We start from the raw sequence: 19,031 nt of genomic DNA, 5'->3' as shown, positions 1-19,031 counted from the left end.
GGGAACAGCCGCAGGGACGGCTGTGAAACGGAGGCATCCAGATGAAACGTCCCCGTCTGATTCGCGCAGCGATGACCGTCGCGCTCGCCGCGATGCTGCTTGTCGGTTGCACCACGCCAACGCCCACGCCTTCGGCCGCGCCGACTCCGAGCGCCACGCCTTTGCCATCCCCATCGGCGACCCCTATCCCGAAGCCGACCTCGGTGGACTTGGGCGTGCCGGCGGGCGATACGTACAGCGTCCTCGCCGGCGCGCTGGACGCCGCGCACGGCCTGGTGTACGCCGTCGGGAACGAGGGAGACGCCCGCACCGATGCCAGCGTGCTTGCCGTTGTTGACCTGGAAGCGGGCCAGGTGCGCGCCACAGCCCCGCTGTCGGTGGAAGTGGACTGGATGTCGTCGGCGGCGCTGTCGGCTGACGGGGCGCGGCTCTACATCACCGGGCGCACGCCGGACGCGCGCGAGATCGCGGCGGTGGTGGCGACGGGGACGGATGGCCGGCCCGTAGGCCAGGTGCTGGGCACGGTCGCCGATGTGCGCGCGCTGGCCTTGGATGCGGCGGGCGGCCATCTCTACGTGGCAAACCAGAAGCACCTGCGCCGCCTGGACGCGCTTTCGCTGGAGGAGCAGGCGGCGACAACTCTGCCCGATGCCCTGTCTCCTAATGTTCTGCTGGCGGTGAACCCACGCGCGGGGCGGGTTTACGTTTCCGACTCGGGGAGCAATGGCGTGTTCGTCTATCGCGCCGATGACCTGGGGTTTGTGGGCATGTTGGAACCCGGGGCCCAGGTCTATGCGCTGACGGCAAACCCAGCGGGGCCGGAAGTTTACGCGACGGTGCAGGCTTTCACGCGGCAGCAGCCGGTGGCACGGGTGGCCGTCATCCGAGGCGACGGCTTCGCGGCCCAGTGGGACGTGGGGGAACCGTACCACACGAGTCGGCTTGTGGTGGGCGAGGATGGTCGGACCCTTCTGCTCCAGGATGGCTATGATGGTGCACCGTGGTCGCGCATCCAGGCACGGGATCCGGAGACCGGCGCGGTGCTCAACACGGTGAGGCTCCCATACGCGAACCTGGCGTACTCCACCGCGTTCGTGTACAAAGGCGCGCTGGTGCGCCTGGGCGATGTGCTGTTCACGGTGGATTTGGCCACGGGGCAGGTGGGCAAGATTCTGCATCTGGGAGTGAGCGTCGTGCAGATGGCGCTGGACGAGGCTGCGGGGCATCTGTTCGTCCTGGATTCCACCGGCGCCCTGCACGTGGTGGATGTCGCAGGCATGACGCCAATCCGCGCGTCGCAAATCCTGGACGCGGGCCTGGGCCGCCTGCACGAGGGCCGGATGACTCTGCACGGCGGGCGTCTGTATATGGCCGACGCTCGCGCGGACCGGACGCTTGTCCTGGACGCGGCCACGGGCGAGGCGGTCGCGGAGATCCCGAAGGCCGGCCAGGTGAGCGTGGATGCCGCGCGGAATCGCCTTTTCGTAACGAATCAAGGCGTGTTCATCGCGGACCTGACCACCTTCCAGATGGCCGGTTCCGTGGCCGGCACCGTCCGCGAGGGGCAACAACTCTATTCCCCAGGCGCGGTAGAGGCCCTCTACTTGCCGACGACCGATTGGCTGTTCGTTACCATGACCAACAACGCCGCCGGCTCGGGCGCGCGGTCGTGGCTGGATATCTACGACGCAAAGACGCTGGCGCGGCTGGAGACGGCCATCCAGAGCGATCAGCGGTTCGTGGACGGCCTGGCGCTGGACGAGCAGACAGGGCGCATATGGCTTGCCGCCAGTTATCCGCGCGCCACGCTGTCGGCGTGGGAGGCGGATGGCCGCCTGCTGACTCGGACGCTGGGCCTGGGCGGGCGGGTGTTCCTGGATTCCGCGCGCGGGCGCGTGTACGTGCGGGCGTGGGGCGGGTTGGTGGCGGTGGATGCGGCGTCGGGCGATGTGTTGGGATTCCGGCCGCTGTCGGTGCGTTTCCCCGACGTTACGCTGCTGGACGAACGCCGCGGTCGGTTCTACGTGGCGTCGGCCAACAGCGGCACGGTGGTGGCTGTGGACCCCCAACCCTCGCCGGTGGTTGCGCAGTCCCCGGCAGGGCTTTCGCCGCGACCGGTGCGCGAGTTGGCGGTGGGAGGCGAAGGCTCCATGCTGGCGGCCGTCGGCGAGCCGGGAGGTTCTCCCGTGTTTCGGAGCGAGACAGGCGCTTGGGTGCCGGTGCAGGGTTGGTTTGCCGCGGGCGCACTCTTGCGACTGGCCCCTGCGCCTGGGGAACGCGCGACGTTTTTCGCTTTTCCGGCCGACGGCTCCTACGACGCCGGCGGGCTGTTCCGCACCACCGACGGCGGGCGAACCTGGGGAGTGTGGGCGCGCGGCCTGACCGATTTCTACATCCGAGACCTGGCCCTGTCGCCCAACTTTGGCGAGGATGGGGCGGCGATGCTTCTGGCGGGCGATACCGGCGTGTTTGGCACGACGGACGGCGGGCGCGCCTGGCGGCGGATTTCAGACGTGGCGGGGGTGCGCGTCGCTTCGTCCGCCGGTCCCGCGTTTGTGGTGCTGGCGACCGGTGAGGAGTACGGCCGCACGGAGGTGTACGTGGCCCGCGGCTCCGGGGACGCCCTGCAGCGCGTGGGCGCGATTCCGGTGCCCTCGTACTCCGTCAAGGCGCTCGCCTTGTCGCCGCGCTTCGCCGATGACGGGGTGGCGCTGGCGGCGGCCGAGAACGGCGGCATCTTCCTGTCGCGGGGCGGCGGGCAGACGTGGGAGCCGGTGGGGCCACCGCTGGCGTCCATCATCGCCCGCTTCACGTTCCTGTTTGCGCCCGACTGGGGGGCGAGCAGAACGGTGTACGCGCTGGCGTCGGAGATGTTCTACGGTGGGCGCGAAGAGCGGCGACTGCTGCGTTCCACCGACGGCGGGCTGAACTGGGAGCAGGCAGGCGGCGCGGGCGGCGTCTCGTGCCTTGCGCTCGGGCCGGACGGGCGAATCTGGGCGGGGACGGAGGACGGGCGCGTGGAGCCGTTGAGGTTGGGCCAACTGTCGTGGGCAGAAGCGCCTGCGCCCACGCCCACTTTTACGCCGCCTCCCCCGCCCACGCCCGTGCCCACGCCGACGCCCATGGCGTTTCTCCAGCCGCCGCCGGGCTTCTACTGGCCCGATGGTGTCTTCGCGGCGTTGTGGCGCTCGGACCGGACCGTGCGCGAGGCGTTGGGCTGGGCCTCGGAGGAGACCGCCCACGACACCGCCGCGGCCGTTGAACCCTTTGAGGGCGGGCTGATGCTGTGGCGGCAGGACGTGGGCGAGGTGTACGCGCTCCTCTCCGTTGGCGGCGACTGGTACGCCATCACCGACACCTGGACGCCCGAACAGCCCGACCACGATCCGGCCATTGTGCCGCCAACTGGGCGCTTTCAGCCGATTCGCGGCTTCGGTAAGGTGTGGCGCGAGAACCGGTGGCTTCGCGAGCGCCTGGGATGGGCGCTGGAACCCGAGCGCGGACTTACGGCGCAGGCACAGCGTTTTGAGCATGGCTGGCTGTTGCGCGCCGAGGGCGACCTCTACGTGCTGGTGAACGCCGACGTCGGGCCTGCGTTCTGGGAACGGCACGACGTCGGACGGTAGCGGAATGTCCTGCCCCGTTTGCGAGTTGGTGTCTTGTGATTCCGCCGGAGGGTTCTTGACACCGACGGGCGCAGGTTGCCTAGTTTTGAGAGTTGTGGTATAATAGTGAAAGTGGGCACGGATGCCCGCGTGTACTGCTCCGATAGCGGGGGACCATGACTCTGCTGCCAGTTGGTGGTTTTGAGGAACCTGGCACCCTTTGCTCCGCTGTGGCAACGATGTTGGCCTGCGCGGACGTGCGGCTGTCCCACTTTCTCTCCCCCGGAATATGCGCGCCCGAGGCACTCGGCGCTTCTCTTGCAAATCCCGGCACCCATGCAGATGCTCTGGCTCTGCGCGTGTTTTCGGCTTGCGACCTTGAGAAACCGCCATCGGCGAAGTAGAAGACCGTCAACGGCGACCAATGGAGCATGGAGGCTACCGTCCGGCCCGGACTGAAGGGCGCTGCACCGACGTCCGTCGGGGAGTTGGTGTGGCCATTCGCGTTCGCGGCGGCCAGGCCGCGCCGTGCTTCTTGCTCGCCTATCGCGAGTTTTTTGTTGGGCACAACTTTGGATGGGAGGCAACGACATGACCGAAACGTTCAGTCACAAGACCGTTGCGCAGTTCCTGGATGAACTTGCGTCGCAGGCTCCTGTGCCCGGCGGGGGGAGCGGCGCGGCCCTGGTGGGGGCGCTGGGCGCGGCGCTGGCGAGCATGGTGTGCAACCTGACCGTGGGCAAGCCGAAGTACGCCGACGTGCAAGGGGAGATTCAGGCGCTCCTGGCGCAAACGGAGGCCTTGCGCGCCCGCCTCACCGCGCTCATTGATGAGGACATCGCCGTGTACTACCGCCTGTCTTCTGCTTACAAGATGCCCAAGGAGACCGAGGAGCAGAAGGCCGCCCGCACCGCCGCGATTCAGGACATTCTCCGCGATGCGACCCGTGTGCCCATGCAGATTGCGGAGGCATGCGTGCAGGTGCTGCAACTCTGCAAGCCCATCGCAGAGAAGGGGAATGTGGGCGCCGTGTCGGATGCGGGCGTGGCGGCGCTGTTGGCGGAAGCCGCGCTCCGATCCGCCGCCCTCAACGTCCTCATCAATCTGGCGGCCATCAAGGATGCCGAGTTTGTGGCGCGCGAGCGCGCTGCGCTGGAAAGCCTCCTGGCAGGCAAGGCCGAGATGAAAGAGGAAATCTACGATCTCGTGGTCTCAAAACTTTAGGAGAAGATAGAATGTCCGCGATGATTCTAGACGGGAAGGAACTCGCCAAGACCCTGAAGGAAGAAGTGGCGGCCGCGGTGGGCCAGTTCAAAGCGGCGCATGGGTTTGCTCCGTCGGTGGCCATCGTGCGGGCGGGCGAAGACCCCGCGTCGGTGTCCTATGCCAACGCCATCCGCAAGACGTTTGAGGGCGCCGGCATGGGCTTCTCGCTCCACGCTCTCCCCGAGACGGCGTCGCAGGAGGAAATCGTGCGCGTGGTGGCGAGCCTGTCGGCAGATCTCAACGTGCACGGCATCATGGTGCAGGAGCCTTTGCCGAAGGGCATTGACGAGGCCGTGGTCAAGGAGGCCATCGCCCCGCAGAAGGATGTGGACGGCGTGCATCCGGTGAATACGGGGCGGTTGGCGCAGGTGGCCCCTGTCGGTCGGCCCGCGGGCGTGCTGGACTTTTTCGCGCCGGCCACTCCGTCGGGCGGGATGGAGATTCTGAAGCGGTACAAGGTGGAACTGGCCGGTAAGCACGCCGTGGTCGTGGGCCGGTCCAACATTGTGGGCAAGCCGATGGCGCTGCTCCTGCTGCGGGAGAACGCCACGGTTACGCTGGCGCATTCGCGCACGGCGGACCTCGCGAGCATCTGCCGCCAGGCGGACATTCTGTGCGCGGCGGTGGGCAAAGCTGGCCTCATCACGGGCGACTGGATCAAGCCCGGCGCCGTGGTCATTGATTTTGGCGTCAACTTCGTGGATGGTAAAATGGTGGGCGATGTGGACTTCGCGTCGGCGGTGGAGGTGGCGGGGGCCATCACGCCCGTGCCCGGCGGCACCGGCCCCATGACCAACGTGATGCTGATGCTCAACGTCCTGCAGGCGGCCCGCTTGTTGCTTCGTTAGGGGGCTGGCGCGGACGAGGTGATCATTGGACGCAAATCAAACTCAAGGAGGCAGAAGGAAACTATGGGAAAGCAACTCAACGTAGAACGCAGGACCCCCGTACCCAGCGACATTGAGATCGCGCAAGAAGCCAAACTTCGCCCAATCACCGAGATCATGGAAGAGATCGGGCTGCTGCCGGACGAAGTGGACCTGTACGGGAAGTACAAGGCCAAGGTGCACCTGAGCGTCCTGGAGCGGCTGAAGGATCGCCCCAACGGCAAGTACATTGACGTTACGGCGATCACCCCCACCCCGCTGGGCGAAGGCAAGACGGTAACGACCATCGGCGTGAGCCAGGGGCTGGCCTACCTGGGCAAGAATGTCTTCACGTGCATCCGCCAGCCGTCGCAAGGTCCGACCTTCGGGATCAAGGGCGGCGCTGCAGGCGGCGGCTATAGCCAGGTTGTCCCCATGGAGGATTTCAACCTGCACCTGACGGGCGACATCCACGCCGTGGGCGCGGCCCACAACCTGCTGGCCGCTGCCATTGACAACCGCATCCAGAAAGAGTCGCGCTGGAGCACCAACTTCCTGGCCAAGGCGCTATGCCCCGATGATCAGTACACGCCGTCTATGCGGAAACGCCTGGCGAAACTGGGCATCAAGTCCGAGCGGCCGTCGGACCTGAGCGACGCGGACCGCGAGCGGATGTTCCGCCTGAACATTGACCCGTACTCCATCCAGTGGCGGCGGGTTGTGGACGTGAGCGATGCCCAGTTGCGGAATATCATCATCGGCCTCGGGACCGTCAACGACGGCCCGCCGCGGGCGACCGGCTACGACATCACGGTGGCGTCCGAGATCATGGCGGCGCTGGCGCTGTGCAGCGGCCTGGCCGACCTGCGCGAGCGCATGGGCCGCATCATCATCGGCACGAGCAAGAAGGGCGAACCCATCACCGCCGAGGACCTCAACGTGGCCGGCGCCATGACCGTCCTCCTGAAGGATGCCGTCATGCCCAACCTAATGCAGACGCTGCAGGGCAGCCCGGCGTTTGTCCATTGCGGCCCGTTTGCCAACATCGCCCAGGGGAACAGTTCCATCCTGGCCGACCGCATTGCCTTGAAACTGGCCGACTATGTGGTTACGGAAAGCGGGTTCGGCGCGGACTGCGGGATGGAGAAGTTCATGAACATCAAGTGCCGCGTTTCCGGTCTGGTGCCCAACTGCGTGGTGCTGGTCGCCAGCGTGCGGGCGCTGAAGATGCACGGTGGCGGCCCCGCTGTGGTCCCGGGCAAGCCGCTGGACAAGGCCTACAAAGAGGAGAATCTGCGACTCTTGGAAGCGGGCCTGCCCAACCTGATTCAGCATGTGGAGAATGCGCGCAAATTCGGCGTGCCGGTAGTGGTGGCCATCAACCGTTTTGCAACCGATACGGAGGCTGAGATTGCCTTGATCCGAGAGGCAGCGGTTGCGGCGGGCGCCGAGGGCGCTTTTGTGAGCGAAGTCTGGGCCAAGGGCGGCGAAGGCGGCGCGGAACTGGCCGAGGCGGTGATCGCGGCATGCGAGAAGCCGTCGCAGTTCCGCTTCCTGTATCCGGACGATATGTCCATCAAGGAAAAGATTGAGACCATCGCCCGCGAAATCTATCGGGCCGATGGCGTTACGTACACGCAGGAAGCCAACGCGAAGATTGAACTGTTCACCAAGTTGGGGTTGAGCCACCTGCCCATCTGCATGGCGAAGACCCACCTGTCGTTTACGCATGATCCCACGCTGAAGGGCGCGCCGCGCGGCTGGACGCTGCCGGTGGTGGACGTGCGGGCGAGCGTTGGGGCGGGGTTCCTGTACCCGCTGTGCGGCACCATGCGCACGATGCCCGGCTTGCCAACCCGCCCGGCCTTCACCGACGTGGATCTTGACCTGGAGACCGGCCGGGTCGTGGGTCTGTTCTAGAGCACGACTGTTCCTGCCGGGTGTGGGCGTGGAGGCCCCGCCCGGCAGGGCCTTATGCCAATCGCATTTGGCAAGAATCTATCCAGATAGCCCTGGTAGATAAGCCCACATAATCAATTTGTGGGGCGGCGCAAAAATCGTTATAATGAAGTGTGCGCTCGCGACTAGCGGCGTGAGTCGGCAAACCATCAGCACCATCCACAACCAAGCGAGGGAGAAGGCTATGGAAGACGTTGAGTATAGCGTCCCGCGAATGTGGGCAGACCACCACGTGCCCATTGTCCGACAGGCACTCCTGGGCATCCCCGGCGTGGAAGATGTCTACGCCAGTTCAGCATGGAAAACCGTCCGCATTACCTACGATCCGAACCGCGTGAACCCCGACACGCTTGAGAAGGCCCTGGCCGATGCAGGCTATCCCGTTGGCGTGGAACTGGAACTCCCCACGTATCCGGAGCAGACCAAAGACAACGCCATGTGGTACACTGTGGCTGGGCGCATGACTGAGACGAACCTGGCCGACCTCAAGATGTCGGGCGACCATCGCAAGTACTAATCGCAGCAACTGGTGGGCTATCAGGAGGGACCCCCAATGACAGAGTTCAAAACCATTGACCCCGCGGCCATTGAGATGCTGAAAATCGCTGCGGAGGAGAACATTTCTACGGCCTTTAGCCGCGCCGAGGAAGTGAAGCCGTGCCCCATCGGCGAAACGGGCGCGTGCTGCAAGATTTGCTTCATGGGCCCATGCCGCCTTGTGGGCAAGACGACGCGCGGCGTTTGCGGGGCCGATGTCCACACCGTGGCCGCGCGCAACTTCGCCCGCATGGTGGCCGGCGGCGCTTCGGCCCACTCGGATCACGGGCGCGACCTGGCGATGACCCTGCTGCACGTGGCCAAGGGCGAGGGGCAGGGCTACCGCATCCGCGATGTGGCCAAACTCCACGCCGTGGCGCGGTATATGGGCATCCCCACCCAGGGACGCACGAAAGAGGAGATCGCGCTGGACGTAGCCACCGAAGCCCTCGCCAACTTCGGGCGGCAGACGGGGCAGGTTACCTACGTAACCCGTGCCACCAAGAAGCGGCAGGAGATTTGGAAGAAACTGGGCATCGTGCCGCGAGGCGTGGACCGCGAGATTGTGGAGACGCTCCACCGCACCCATGAGGGCGTGGATTTGGATCCCGAGAACATCCTGCGCCATTCGCTGCGCACGTCTCTGGCCGACGGCTGGGGCGGGTCCATGCTGGCCACCGACATCAGCGATATTCTGTTCGGCACACCCGCGCCTATCAGCACCGAGATCAACCTGGGCGTCCTGAAGGAAGATCAGGTGAACATCATCGTGCACGGGCATGAGCCGACGCTGTCGGAGATGATCGTCGCGGCAGCCCAGGATCCGGAGTTGATCGCCTACGCCAAGACGAAGGGCGCTAATGGCATCAATCTGGCGGGCATCTGCTGCACCGGCAACGAGATTCTCATGCGCCACGGCATCTCGCCGGCGGGCAACTTCCTCCACCAAGAGTTGGCCATCATCACCGGCGCGGTGGAGGCGATGATCGTGGACGTGCAGTGCATCATGCAGGCGCTGGCGTCGCTGGCCGAGAACTACCACACGAAACTCATCACGACTTCGCCGAAGGCCAAGATTCCTGGCGCGACGCACATTGAGTTTGACGAGAGCCGCGCGCTGGATTCGGCAAAGGCCATCGTGCGCGCGGCCATTGACAACTACCCGAACCGTGGCAAGACCCGCATCCCGCCTATCAAGAATAACATCGTCGCGGGGTTCTCCCACGAGTATCTCAACTACATGCAGGGCGGCGTGTATCGCGGGTCGTTCCGCCCGCTGAACGATGCCATCGTGCAGGGGCGCATTCGCGGCGCTGCCGGCGTCGTGGGGTGTAACAATGCGCGCGTCCCGCAGGATGAGGGCATCTACAACCTGGTCAAGGAGTTCGTGGCCAACGACGTGCTGGTCGTGGTAACCGGCTGCGCGGCGACGGGTTCGGCCAAGTACGGGCTGCTGTCGCCGGAAATCTGGGCGGCGACCGGCAAGGGGCTGCGCGAGGTCTGCGAGGCAGTGGGCGTGCCGCCGGTGCTGCACCTGGGTTCATGCGTGGACAACTCGCGCATCCTGACGGTGCTGACGCAGATGGCAACCGAGGGCGGCCTGGGCGAGGATATAGACGACCTGCCGGCGGTGGGCATCTGCCCAGAGTACATGTGCGAGAAGGCGATTGCCATCGGGACGTACTTCGTAGCGTCGGGGGCCTACGTGCTGTTCGGCGTCCATTCGCCTGTGTCCGCCAGCGATGTGGTTACTCGGCTGATGACCGAGGGCTGGGAATCGCAGGTGGGCGGCAAACTGGAGTTTGAACCCGACTGGCGCAAGATTCTGGAGAAGTCGCTGGCGCACATTGACAAGAAGCGCGAGAAGTTGGGCCTTGTTCCGTGGGATCCGAACCGCTTCGGGAAGAGCGGCGACGCGTTTATGCTGGAGTATCTGAAGACCGTGGCCGCTTCCAAGTAGCGACCGACACATGATCTGCACCTTTCAAGGAGGAATCGCATGTCCAGATACATAGCCACACGAGCCATCCGCGGGGCCACGGCGCTGGTCTATGAGGCGGAGCAACTGCTCAACAAGGCGCTCAAGGAACTTGGGCCGGACACGCCGGTGCAGTTCACCAACACGGCCTACTACCTGCCCGTCATCCTGGGCCTCACGGGGATTGAGGTGTCCAAACTGGGCGATATGCCGGCGGTGCTTGAGCGGGCCAAGGCGCTGTTGCACCCGATTCCGCGTGAGCAAGTCTGGCTTCCTTACCTGGGCGAGACGCTGGACTCCGGCATCGCCACCCTGTTCGCGGCGGAGTTGATTGAGGGCATTCGCTTCGCCTACGGCGAGCAGCCCGAGAAGATCACCTGGGGCGGCAAGATCGCCAAGGGCGGCAGTTTCACATCGCCGGAGTTTGAGGGCGAGGGGAACGGGGGCACGCTCAACGGCCCCATTGACGACATCCAACTGCGCGCCTGGGGTATCCAGTTGGTGGACGGGCGCATGCCCGGCTTCGCGGCCATCGTCGGCTGCGCCAAGTCCAACGAGGTGGCCGTGGAGATCGTACGCCAGTTGCAGCAGCGCAACATCCTGGTGTTCCTCAGCGGCAACGTGAACGGGCGGAGCATCATCCATCAGTTGATGGAGGAAGGCGTAGAACTCGGGTACGACACCTACACCGTGCCGTTCGGCACCGACACGATTTCGGCCATCTACGCGTTGGGGTTCGCAACCCGCTCGGCGCTGACGTTCGGCGGGATGAAGGGCGGCATGGCGCGGGATATCCTGCTGTATAACAAGTACCGCGTGTTCGCCTTCGTGCTGGCGCTGGGCGAGGTGGACGACCTGAAGTACGCAGCGGCGGCCGGGGCGATCAACTACGGGTTCCCCGTGATCGCCGACACGGTCATTCCGCAGATTTTGCCCACCGGCATCACGTCCTACGAGCACGTCATCTCCATGCCGTTTGACGACATCCCCGGCGAGAATGACCTGGAGCGGGCCAAGCGCCTCGTCCAGCGGTGCATTGAAGTGCGCGGCGTGAAGATCAAGGTTACCGAAGTGCCCATCCCCGTGCCCTACGGGTCGGCCTTTGAGGGCGAGCGCGTGCGCCGCGAGGATATGCGGATTGAGTTCGGCGGCAAGAAGGCGCGGTGCTTTGAGTACCTGCGCATGACCGACTTTGACGCCGTGGAAGACGGCAAGGTTACCGTGGTCGGGCCAGGCATTGAGAACGTGCCGGTCGGCGGCGCCATGGATATGGGCATCGTGGTGGAAGTGGCGGGCCGCAAGATGCAAGAGGACTTTGAACCCGTGCTGGAGCGACAGATTCACTACTTCATCAACGGCGCGTCGGGCATCCAGCACATCGGGCAGCGCGACATCGCCTGGATCCGCATCAGCAAAGCCGCCGCCGAGAAGGGGTTCAACCTGGAGCACTTCGGCAAGATTCTGGTCGCCCGCTTCCATGCGGACTTCGGCGCCATCGTGGACAAGATTCAGGTAACCATCTACACGGATCCGCAGAAGATAGAGGAATGGCTGGCGAAGGCGCGCGAGGCGTACAACTACCGCAACCAGCGCCTGGCCGATATGACGGACGAGTCGGTGGAGGAGTTCTACTCCTGCACGCTGTGCCAGAGTTTCGCGCCGAACCACGTGTGCGTGGTCTCGCCCGAGCGCCTTGGGCTGTGCGGAGCCTATAACTGGCTGGACTGCAAGGCTTCGTACCAGATCAACCCCACCGGCCCGAACCAGCCCATCCCCAAGGGGAAGTGCCTGGACCCAGTCAAGGGCTACTTTGACAAGGTGAACGAGTTCGTACAGGCGGCTTCGCACGGGACGGTACAAGAGGTTTCCATGTACTCCATCATGGAGAACCCGATGACGGCGTGCGGCTGCTTTGAGGCGATCATGATGGTAGTGCCCGAGGCCAACGGGTTCATGGTGGTGTCGCGCGAGGATCCGAGCATGACGCCGGCGGGGATGACGTTCTCCACGCTGGCAGGGGTGGCCGGCGGCGGGCTCCAGACGCCCGGCGTGATGGGCGTGGGCAAGTACTTCCTGGTGAGCCGCAAGTTCATCGCGGCCGACGGCGGCCTCAAGCGCATCGTGTGGATGTCGTCCATCCTCAAGGAGACGATGGCCGAGGAACTCAAGGCGGCCGCCGCGCGCGAGGGCGACCCCGACCTGTTGGACAAGATCGCGGACGAGCGCGTGGCGACGACGGTGGATGAGATGCTGCCCTTCCTGGAGGAGAAGGGGCATCCGGCGCTGACCATGCCGCCGCTGTTCTAGCAACAGAAGCGGTCAGCCATCAGCGATGGGCGATCAGCGGTTGGGCGCTGCGGATGGCTGACCGCTCCAATGGCGCGTCGCGGAAGACCGCCTGCGCCAGGCCTGGGTTGTGCTGCGCTTGACGGGCGGCGCCTCCCAGGCTATCCTTGTGCAGACGAATTCTTGCGTGGGGAGGAATAGGTTGTCCGGCGTGCGGTACGTTCGTGATGTCATGCACCGGGGGGTTGTAACATGCGCTCCTGACACTCCGCTGACGGAAGTCGCGGCGCTCATGGCCCGCGACCGCGCCAGCGCCGTAGCCGTCGTGAACCCGAACGGCGAACTTGTCGGCATCATTTCCCGCACCGACATGGTGCGGGCGTACCTCAAGCCCTTCGCGAATCTCCGCGCCGAAGACATCATGACGACCCAAGTCGCCACCATCATCCCCGATATCCCGGTCCAGGCGGCCGTCCAGATTATGCTGGATCGCGGCGTGCATCAACTCATCATCCTGCACGCTCGCCCCGCGCCGCAGCGCCCTGTGGGTATCCTCACCATGGACGATATTGTCAAGGATATGGCCAACCTTCCAGACTCAGAGAAAGGAGAGTAGAATCCATGCCAGTTACCGTAGAAACACCGCTGGAGAAATGGACCGGCAAGGTCCGAGAAGTAACCCTCGGAGCCACCCGCGACCAGAAAGGGACCCGTTCCAAGACCGTAACGGTGGGCGGTGAAACCACCCTGCCCTTCCTCCATTTTGAGGGAAGCATTCCCCACCCTCCGGTGATTGCCATTGAAATCCAGGACTCGTATCCAAACGATTGGTCTCCTGTCTTGTTGCAGGCGTGGGGCGACACGCTGAAGGATCCGGCCGAGTGGGCGAAGAAGGCGGAGGCACTGGGCGCAGACTTGGTTATGCTTAAGTTTCGCGGGGTCAACGGCGATGGGACCGAGACCACGGGCGCGCAAGCGGCTGCCGTTGCGAAGGCCGTGCTCCAGGCAACCGGGCTGCCGCTCATCGTGCGTGGGCCGGGCCAGGCCGAGAAGGACAACGAACTGTTGGTGGCCGTGGCCGAGGCAGGCGCGGGCGAGCGCCTGGCGTTGGGCCTGTGCGAGGACAAGAACTACCGCACGATTGTTGCGGCGGCGCTGGCCCACGGGCATCTGGTCATCAATTCTAGTCCCATTGACGTCAACCTGGCCAAGCAACTGAACATTCTGGTCAGCGACATGCAGATGGAACCCGACCGCATCCTGATGGACCCGACGACGGGCGCGCTGGGGTACGGCCTGGAATACACCTACTCGGTGATGGAACGCTTGCGCATCGCGGCCCTCACTGGCGACAGCATGACCCAGATGCCCATGATTTGCTTCACCGGCGAGGAGTCGTGGCGGCAGAAGGAGTCCAAGGTGGGCGAGGGTGTGCCGGCCGCATGGGGCGACTGGAAGAGGCGCGGCGTCCTGTGGGAGACCGTAACGGCGGTCGCCCTGCTGGAGGCCGGTGCGGATATCGTTACGCTGCGCCATCCCGATTCGGTGCCCATCGTTCGCAAGGCCATTGAGCAACTGATGGCGCACTAGCGGCGAGGTTTAGCGTGCTTGCGCAGGTGGACTGGCTAACGGCGGCTGCGGGGCTCGTTTTGCTGATCATCAGCACCCTGAGCGCATTCAGGCCCAACCTGGTCTGGGGTGATCCGACGCCGCTGCGCCTGCCGCCGGAGAGACTGTACCGCCTGTACCGCCGCCGGCAAATCGGGACAGTGGTGTTTTTCATCGCCGGCGCGGCCTTGCTCATTCTGAGTGTAAGATAGTCCAGGAACGTTCATCTACAAGGAGGACAAGATGCCACTGAGCGGACTTGAAATCTACAAACTGCTCCCGAAGACCAACTGCAAGGAGTGCGGGTTTCCCACCTGCCTTGCGTTCGGCATGAAACTGGCGGCCAAGCAGGCCGAACTTTCGGCATGCCCGTATGTGTCGGAGGAGGCCAAGCAGGCCCTGGAGGCCGCCTCGGCCCCGCCCATCCGGCTGATCGCGTTGGGCGGCGCGGACCATAAGGTGGAAGTGGGCAACGAGACGGTGCTTTTCCGCCACGAGAAGACCTTCTTCCACCAGCCGGGCGTGTTCGTGCGCGTGCCCGACAACCTGCCCACTGCGGACCTGGAGGCCAAGGTGGCCGAGATCGTGGGGTTCAAGACCGAGCGCGTGGGCATGGAACTGTTCGTGGACGGCATCGCGGTGCAGAACGTCTCGGGCAGCCCCGAAACCTTCGCCCAGGCCGTGGCGACGGTGCGCGCCAAGACGAAGCGGCCTATGGTGCTCCTGTCGGACAACCCTGAGGCCATCGCGGCGGGCTTGGCGAAAGAGGGCGGGCTTGCGCCCCTGGTTGGCCCCGCGACGGCCCAGAACTGGCAGGATATGGTCAAGGCCGCGAAGGCTGCCAACGCTTCGGTGCTAGTGCGAGCCGATGGCGACCTCGGCGCGCTGGCGAACCTGGCGGAGGATGTGAAGGCGGCGGGCATGGAGAACATCGTGCTGGATCCCGGGGCGCGCACCCTAGCCGCTAACCTGGCCCTGTTCACCCAGTTGCGCCGCCTGGCCCTGAAGAAGAACTTCCGGCCCCTGGGCTATCCGCTGGCGGCCTTCCCCGGCGAGGGGGCAGGCTCGTTTGAAGAGGAAGTTGTGGCGGCGGCCCAGGCGATCGCCAAGTACGGCGGCATTGTGGTCCTGGATCACTTTGACCCGGCTGCGCTTTACATCTTGCTCACGCTGCGGCTGAACATCTTCACCGACCCGCAGAAGCCCATCCAGGTGAGCCCGGGCGTGTACGAGTTCAACGCGCCGAAGCCCGAGTCGCCGCTGTTGGTTACGACTAACTTCTCGCTGACCTACTTCAGCGTGGCCGGCGAGGTGGAGGCCAGCGGCCTGCCCGCGTGGGTACTCATCACGGACGCGGAAGGGATGTCGGTGCTGACCGCGTGGGCGGCGGGCAAGTTTGACGCCGAGCGAATTGCCAAGGCGGTGAAGTCCTTTGGCGTGCCCGATAGGATCAACCACAAGAAGATCGTCATCCCTGGCCTGGTGGCCACCATTTCGGGCGAGTTGGAAGAAGAACTGCCCGGGTGGGATGTGCGCGTCGGCCCTCGCGAGGCTGTGGACATCCCGTCCTACCTGAAGAACGTCTGGAAGTAGCGACCCCAAAGAGGCGAACCCGCCCCGCACTCGGCGGAGGAAGGTTCGCCCCTTGAGCAGGGATGTGGTGATGCCTGAGAATTCGTGCAAGGTGGCGTTCCAGCCGTCGGGGATCGTGGCCCAGGCGCGCCCCGGCGATATCCTGTCGGATGTGGCCATCGCCGCGGGCGTGCCTGTCAGCCTCCCGTGCGGCGGCCAGGGGCGCTGCGGACGCTGCAAAGTCGTGATTACCCGCGGCGATGTGGAGCGCAAGGCGACCGGGAGGCTCAGCGCAACCGAACTGGAGCAGGGGTATGCCCTCGCATGCCAGACGCGCGTCCTGGGCGACCTGGAGGTCTTCGTTCCGCCGATTGAGGAGATCATCGTCCGCAGGCTGCCCACGGAGCGGGGCGCGGAGCGGGCCTACGAACTGCCCGCTGCGTGCGATTGGGCCGCCAAGCCGACGCTGCGCAAGGTTCATCTGCAGATTGAGCCCCCCAGCCTGCAGGATAACACGACGGACTTTGAGCGCGTGTCGCGGGAACTGGCGCGACAGTACGACATCCGCGACCTGACGGTGGCGCTGCCGACGCTCCGCAGGCTGGCGAAGGCCCTGCGGGGGGCGAACTGGGACGTTACACTGACGCTGGAGATGGGCACGTGGGTCAACCCCGACGGCCCACCGCGCCTGGTGGACGTGGCTCCGGGGGATCAGACGCAGACGCTGTATGGGATTGCCGTGGACATCGGGACGACGTCCAACGTCGTGTACCTGGTGGACATGGCGGCGGGGCGAGTGGTGGACACGGCCTCGGCGTACAACTTGCAGATTTCCTGCGGCGAGGACGTGATCTCGCGCATCATCTACGCCAAGAAGCCGGGCGGGCTGGATCACCTCCAGCGGCTGGTGGTGCAGACCATCAACGGGCTGATTGAGGAACTGTGCGGCAGGAACAACATCGCCAGCACCGAGATTCACAAGATGACGGTGGCCGGCAACACGACGATGACCCACCTGTTCCTCGGCCTGGATCCGGAGGCGATTCGCCTGGAACCGTACATTCCCACCATCACGCACCCGTCGCCGGTGCGGGCGCACGAACTCGGCATCCACATCAACCCCGATGCGACGGTGGACTGCCTGCCTGGGGTGGGCGCCTACGTCGGGGGCGACATCACGGCGGGCGTTCTGAGTTCCAAACTGTACACCACCGACAAACTGAGCCTGTTCATTGACGTGGGCACCAACGGCGAGATTGTCCTGGGCAATTCGGACTGGCTGATCTCGTGCGCGTGCTCGGCGGGGCCTGCGTTTGAGGGCGCGGGCGTGCAGTCGGGCATGCGGGCGACAATCGGCGCGATTGAAGAAGTCTGGATCAGCGCCAAGACCTACGAGCCTACCTATCGTACCATCGGCGACGCTCCGCCGGAGGGCATCTGCGGGTCGGGGATGATCTCGCTGCTGGCCGAGATGTTCATCTCGGGCGTGATGGACAAGGCGGGCAAACTCAACCGTACCCTGAACACGCCGCGCATCCGCATGGGCGAGCACGGACCGGAGTACGTGGTGGCGTGGGCCTCCGAGACGCGCACGAAGAAGACCGACATCGTCATCACCGAGGTGGACATCGCTAACCTCATCCGCGCCAAGGCTGCCATCTACGCGGGGTTCTCGGTACTGACGCGCAGCGTGGGGATTGAACTGGCCGACGTGGAGCAGGTGCTCATCGGCGGGGCGTTCGGCAAGTACATTGACGTGGAGAAGGCGATCCAAATCGGGCTTCTGCCCGACATGCCGTGGGACCGATTCCATTATCTGGGCAACACGTCGGCCCTTGGGGCCTATGCGGCACTGATGTGTGCGAACATGCGCCAGGCGGTCGTGGACATCGCCAGTAAGATGACCTACCTGGAGTTGAGCGCGGACAACACCTTCATGGACCAGTTCACGTCGGCGCTGTTCCTGCCGCATACCGACACGGCGGCGTTCCCTTCGGTCATGCGGCTCCTGCAGAGCATAGGCCGCCAGTCTCAGGGAAAGTAACTGCGCACGGAAATCGCGCGCACTCGCAGTGTTCGTGGGGTCATCGGCTTTTCACAATCGCGCGGAAGCGCACAAGAACACGAGGAGGTGCATACATGCTGATAATCGGGGAAAACATCCACATCATTGCGCCCAAGATTCGGGAGGCCGTCAACAATCGCGACACCGCCTACATCCAGAAGGTGGCCCTTGCGCAGTGGAACGCCGGCGCCCAGGTGATTGACCTGAACATCGGCCCCCAGAAAAAGGCGGGCGTGGAGATCATGGAATGGATCGTGGACGCCGTCCAGGAGGCCATTCCCGATGTGGTGCTCTCACTGGATACGACCAACGCCGCCGCCATTGAGGCCGGCCTGAAGAAGTGCAAGAACAAGCCTTTCATCAACTCTACTTCAGCCGAGGAAGAGCGCCTGGCCGCCATGGCTCCGCTGGCCGCCAAGTATGGGGCCAACATCATCGCGCTCACGATGACGAAATCGGGCATCCCCGTGAGCGCCGAGGACCGCTTCAACATTGCCATGGAGATTCTCCTGCCGAAACTCACGGAGGCCGGCGTGCCGGTGGAGAACATCTACTTTGACCCGCTGGTGCTGACGGTGGCGGGGTCGCAGGAATACGTTCCCAACGCAGTGGAGGCCGTCCGCCTGATGAAACTGTGGGAGCCGCCGCTCAACACGGTGGTGGGGCTGTCCAACGTCTCCAACCAGGTGTCGCACGAGAACCGCAGCCTCATCAACCGCACCTACCTGGTGATGCTGATGGCCGCGGGGCTGGATGCTGCCATCGCCGACCCGCTGGATCGGGAACTGATGCGGTTCATGCAGATCGTTGAGACCCGCGACGATAGCACGCCGGTGGGGCGGCTTCTGCTCCACCTGTACGACACGACCCAGGCCATGGAGCCTTTTGACCCGTCCGTGGTGGACATGAACGATCCGGAGCAGGTTGCCATCTACAAGACGGTGCGGATTCTGAAGAACGAGATCATCTTCGCGGATTCGTACCTGAAGATGTAGTCTTTACCCCATCACCCCCTGGCCCCCTCTTCCCCGCCGGCAGGGAAGAGGGGAGCGGCGGGGCGGGCGCGCCTGCACACGGCATTCCCGTGAACACGGAACCGGCGAAAAGCCGCGAAGGGGCTTCTGCGCCTTTCGCGGCTTTTGTGCTGTTTCGCTGGGTTCCAGACCGCGAATGCTGCCTGCCGTGCTGGCCGGTGGGGCCGCGAATAGGTGCGGGACTGGTCGGAAGCCCGCGCTGTACGAGTTCACCACGCGCCTTGACGTTCTCCGATATGTGGATTATAATCTACG

The 19,031-nt window shown here is 64.7% G+C and carries 13 protein-coding genes; all 13 read left to right on the top strand.

The genetic code is table 11. The annotated features are described in order from the left end of the window. Nucleotides 1-41: 41 nt before the first annotated feature. The 13 genes from H5T65_06535 to H5T65_06475 all read left to right on the top strand — a co-directional run bounded on the left by H5T65_06535 (nt 42) and on the right by H5T65_06475 (nt 18,737). The gene (locus H5T65_06535; GenBank protein MBC7258886.1) at nt 42-3,626 is read left to right on the top strand and encodes a hypothetical protein; all 3,585 of its coding nucleotides are present in this window, start codon (nt 42-44) and stop codon (nt 3,624-3,626) included. A 570-nt stretch (nt 3,627-4,196) separates the two neighbouring features. Then, nucleotides 4,197-4,829, top strand: coding sequence for a cyclodeaminase/cyclohydrolase family protein (locus tag H5T65_06530; GenBank protein MBC7258885.1), 633 nt, complete (start codon nt 4,197-4,199; stop codon nt 4,827-4,829). Between the two features lie 11 nt (nt 4,830-4,840). Next, the gene (locus H5T65_06525) at nt 4,841-5,719 is read left to right on the top strand and encodes a bifunctional 5,10-methylenetetrahydrofolate dehydrogenase/5,10-methenyltetrahydrofolate cyclohydrolase (GenBank protein MBC7258884.1); all 879 of its coding nucleotides are present in this window, start codon (nt 4,841-4,843) and stop codon (nt 5,717-5,719) included. 63 nt (nt 5,720-5,782) lie between these two features. Beyond that, nucleotides 5,783-7,657, top strand: coding sequence for a formate--tetrahydrofolate ligase (locus H5T65_06520; protein ID MBC7258883.1), 1,875 nt, complete (start codon nt 5,783-5,785; stop codon nt 7,655-7,657). A gap of 223 nt (nt 7,658-7,880) precedes the next feature. After that, nucleotides 7,881-8,213, top strand: a complete 333-nt coding sequence (locus tag H5T65_06515; GenBank protein MBC7258882.1) for a heavy-metal-associated domain-containing protein — start codon at nt 7,881-7,883, stop codon at nt 8,211-8,213. A 36-nt stretch (nt 8,214-8,249) separates the two neighbouring features. Next, entirely contained in the window at nt 8,250-10,193 is a 1,944-nt protein-coding gene (gene cooS, locus H5T65_06510) for an anaerobic carbon-monoxide dehydrogenase catalytic subunit (protein MBC7258881.1), read from the top strand. Between the two features lie 39 nt (nt 10,194-10,232). Continuing rightward, on the top strand, nt 10,233-12,518 hold the full coding sequence (gene cdhC, locus H5T65_06505) for a CO dehydrogenase/CO-methylating acetyl-CoA synthase complex subunit beta (protein ID MBC7258880.1): 2,286 nt from the start codon (nt 10,233-10,235) through the stop codon (nt 12,516-12,518). A gap of 181 nt (nt 12,519-12,699) precedes the next feature. After that, on the top strand, nt 12,700-13,113 hold the full coding sequence (locus H5T65_06500) for a CBS domain-containing protein (GenBank protein ID MBC7258879.1): 414 nt from the start codon (nt 12,700-12,702) through the stop codon (nt 13,111-13,113). A gap of 5 nt (nt 13,114-13,118) precedes the next feature. Next, nucleotides 13,119-14,087, top strand: coding sequence for an acetyl-CoA decarbonylase/synthase complex subunit delta (locus H5T65_06495; protein ID MBC7258878.1), 969 nt, complete (start codon nt 13,119-13,121; stop codon nt 14,085-14,087). Nucleotides 14,088-14,101: 14 nt separating this feature from the next. Further along, nucleotides 14,102-14,317: a hypothetical protein gene (locus tag H5T65_06490; protein ID MBC7258877.1), complete on the top strand. Its 216-nt coding sequence runs from the start codon at nt 14,102-14,104 to the stop codon at nt 14,315-14,317. A 31-nt stretch (nt 14,318-14,348) separates the two neighbouring features. Next, a complete protein-coding gene (locus H5T65_06485) occupies nt 14,349-15,698 on the top strand; it encodes an acetyl-CoA decarbonylase/synthase complex subunit gamma (protein MBC7258876.1) in 1,350 nt (449 codons plus the stop codon). A 70-nt stretch (nt 15,699-15,768) separates the two neighbouring features. After that, the gene (locus H5T65_06480) at nt 15,769-17,721 is read left to right on the top strand and encodes a DUF4445 domain-containing protein (protein MBC7258875.1); all 1,953 of its coding nucleotides are present in this window, start codon (nt 15,769-15,771) and stop codon (nt 17,719-17,721) included. 95 nt (nt 17,722-17,816) lie between these two features. After that, entirely contained in the window at nt 17,817-18,737 is a 921-nt protein-coding gene (locus tag H5T65_06475; protein ID MBC7258874.1) for a dihydropteroate synthase, read from the top strand. The last annotated feature ends 294 nt before the right edge of the window (nt 18,738-19,031 follow it).

The sequence above is a fragment of the Chloroflexota bacterium genome, assembly GCA_014360805.1.
Lineage (GTDB): Bacteria > Chloroflexota > Anaerolineae > DTLA01 > DTLA01 > DTLA01.
The sequence above is the reverse complement of the archived record's forward strand: the minus strand, read 5'-3'. Positions and strand labels throughout refer to the sequence as shown.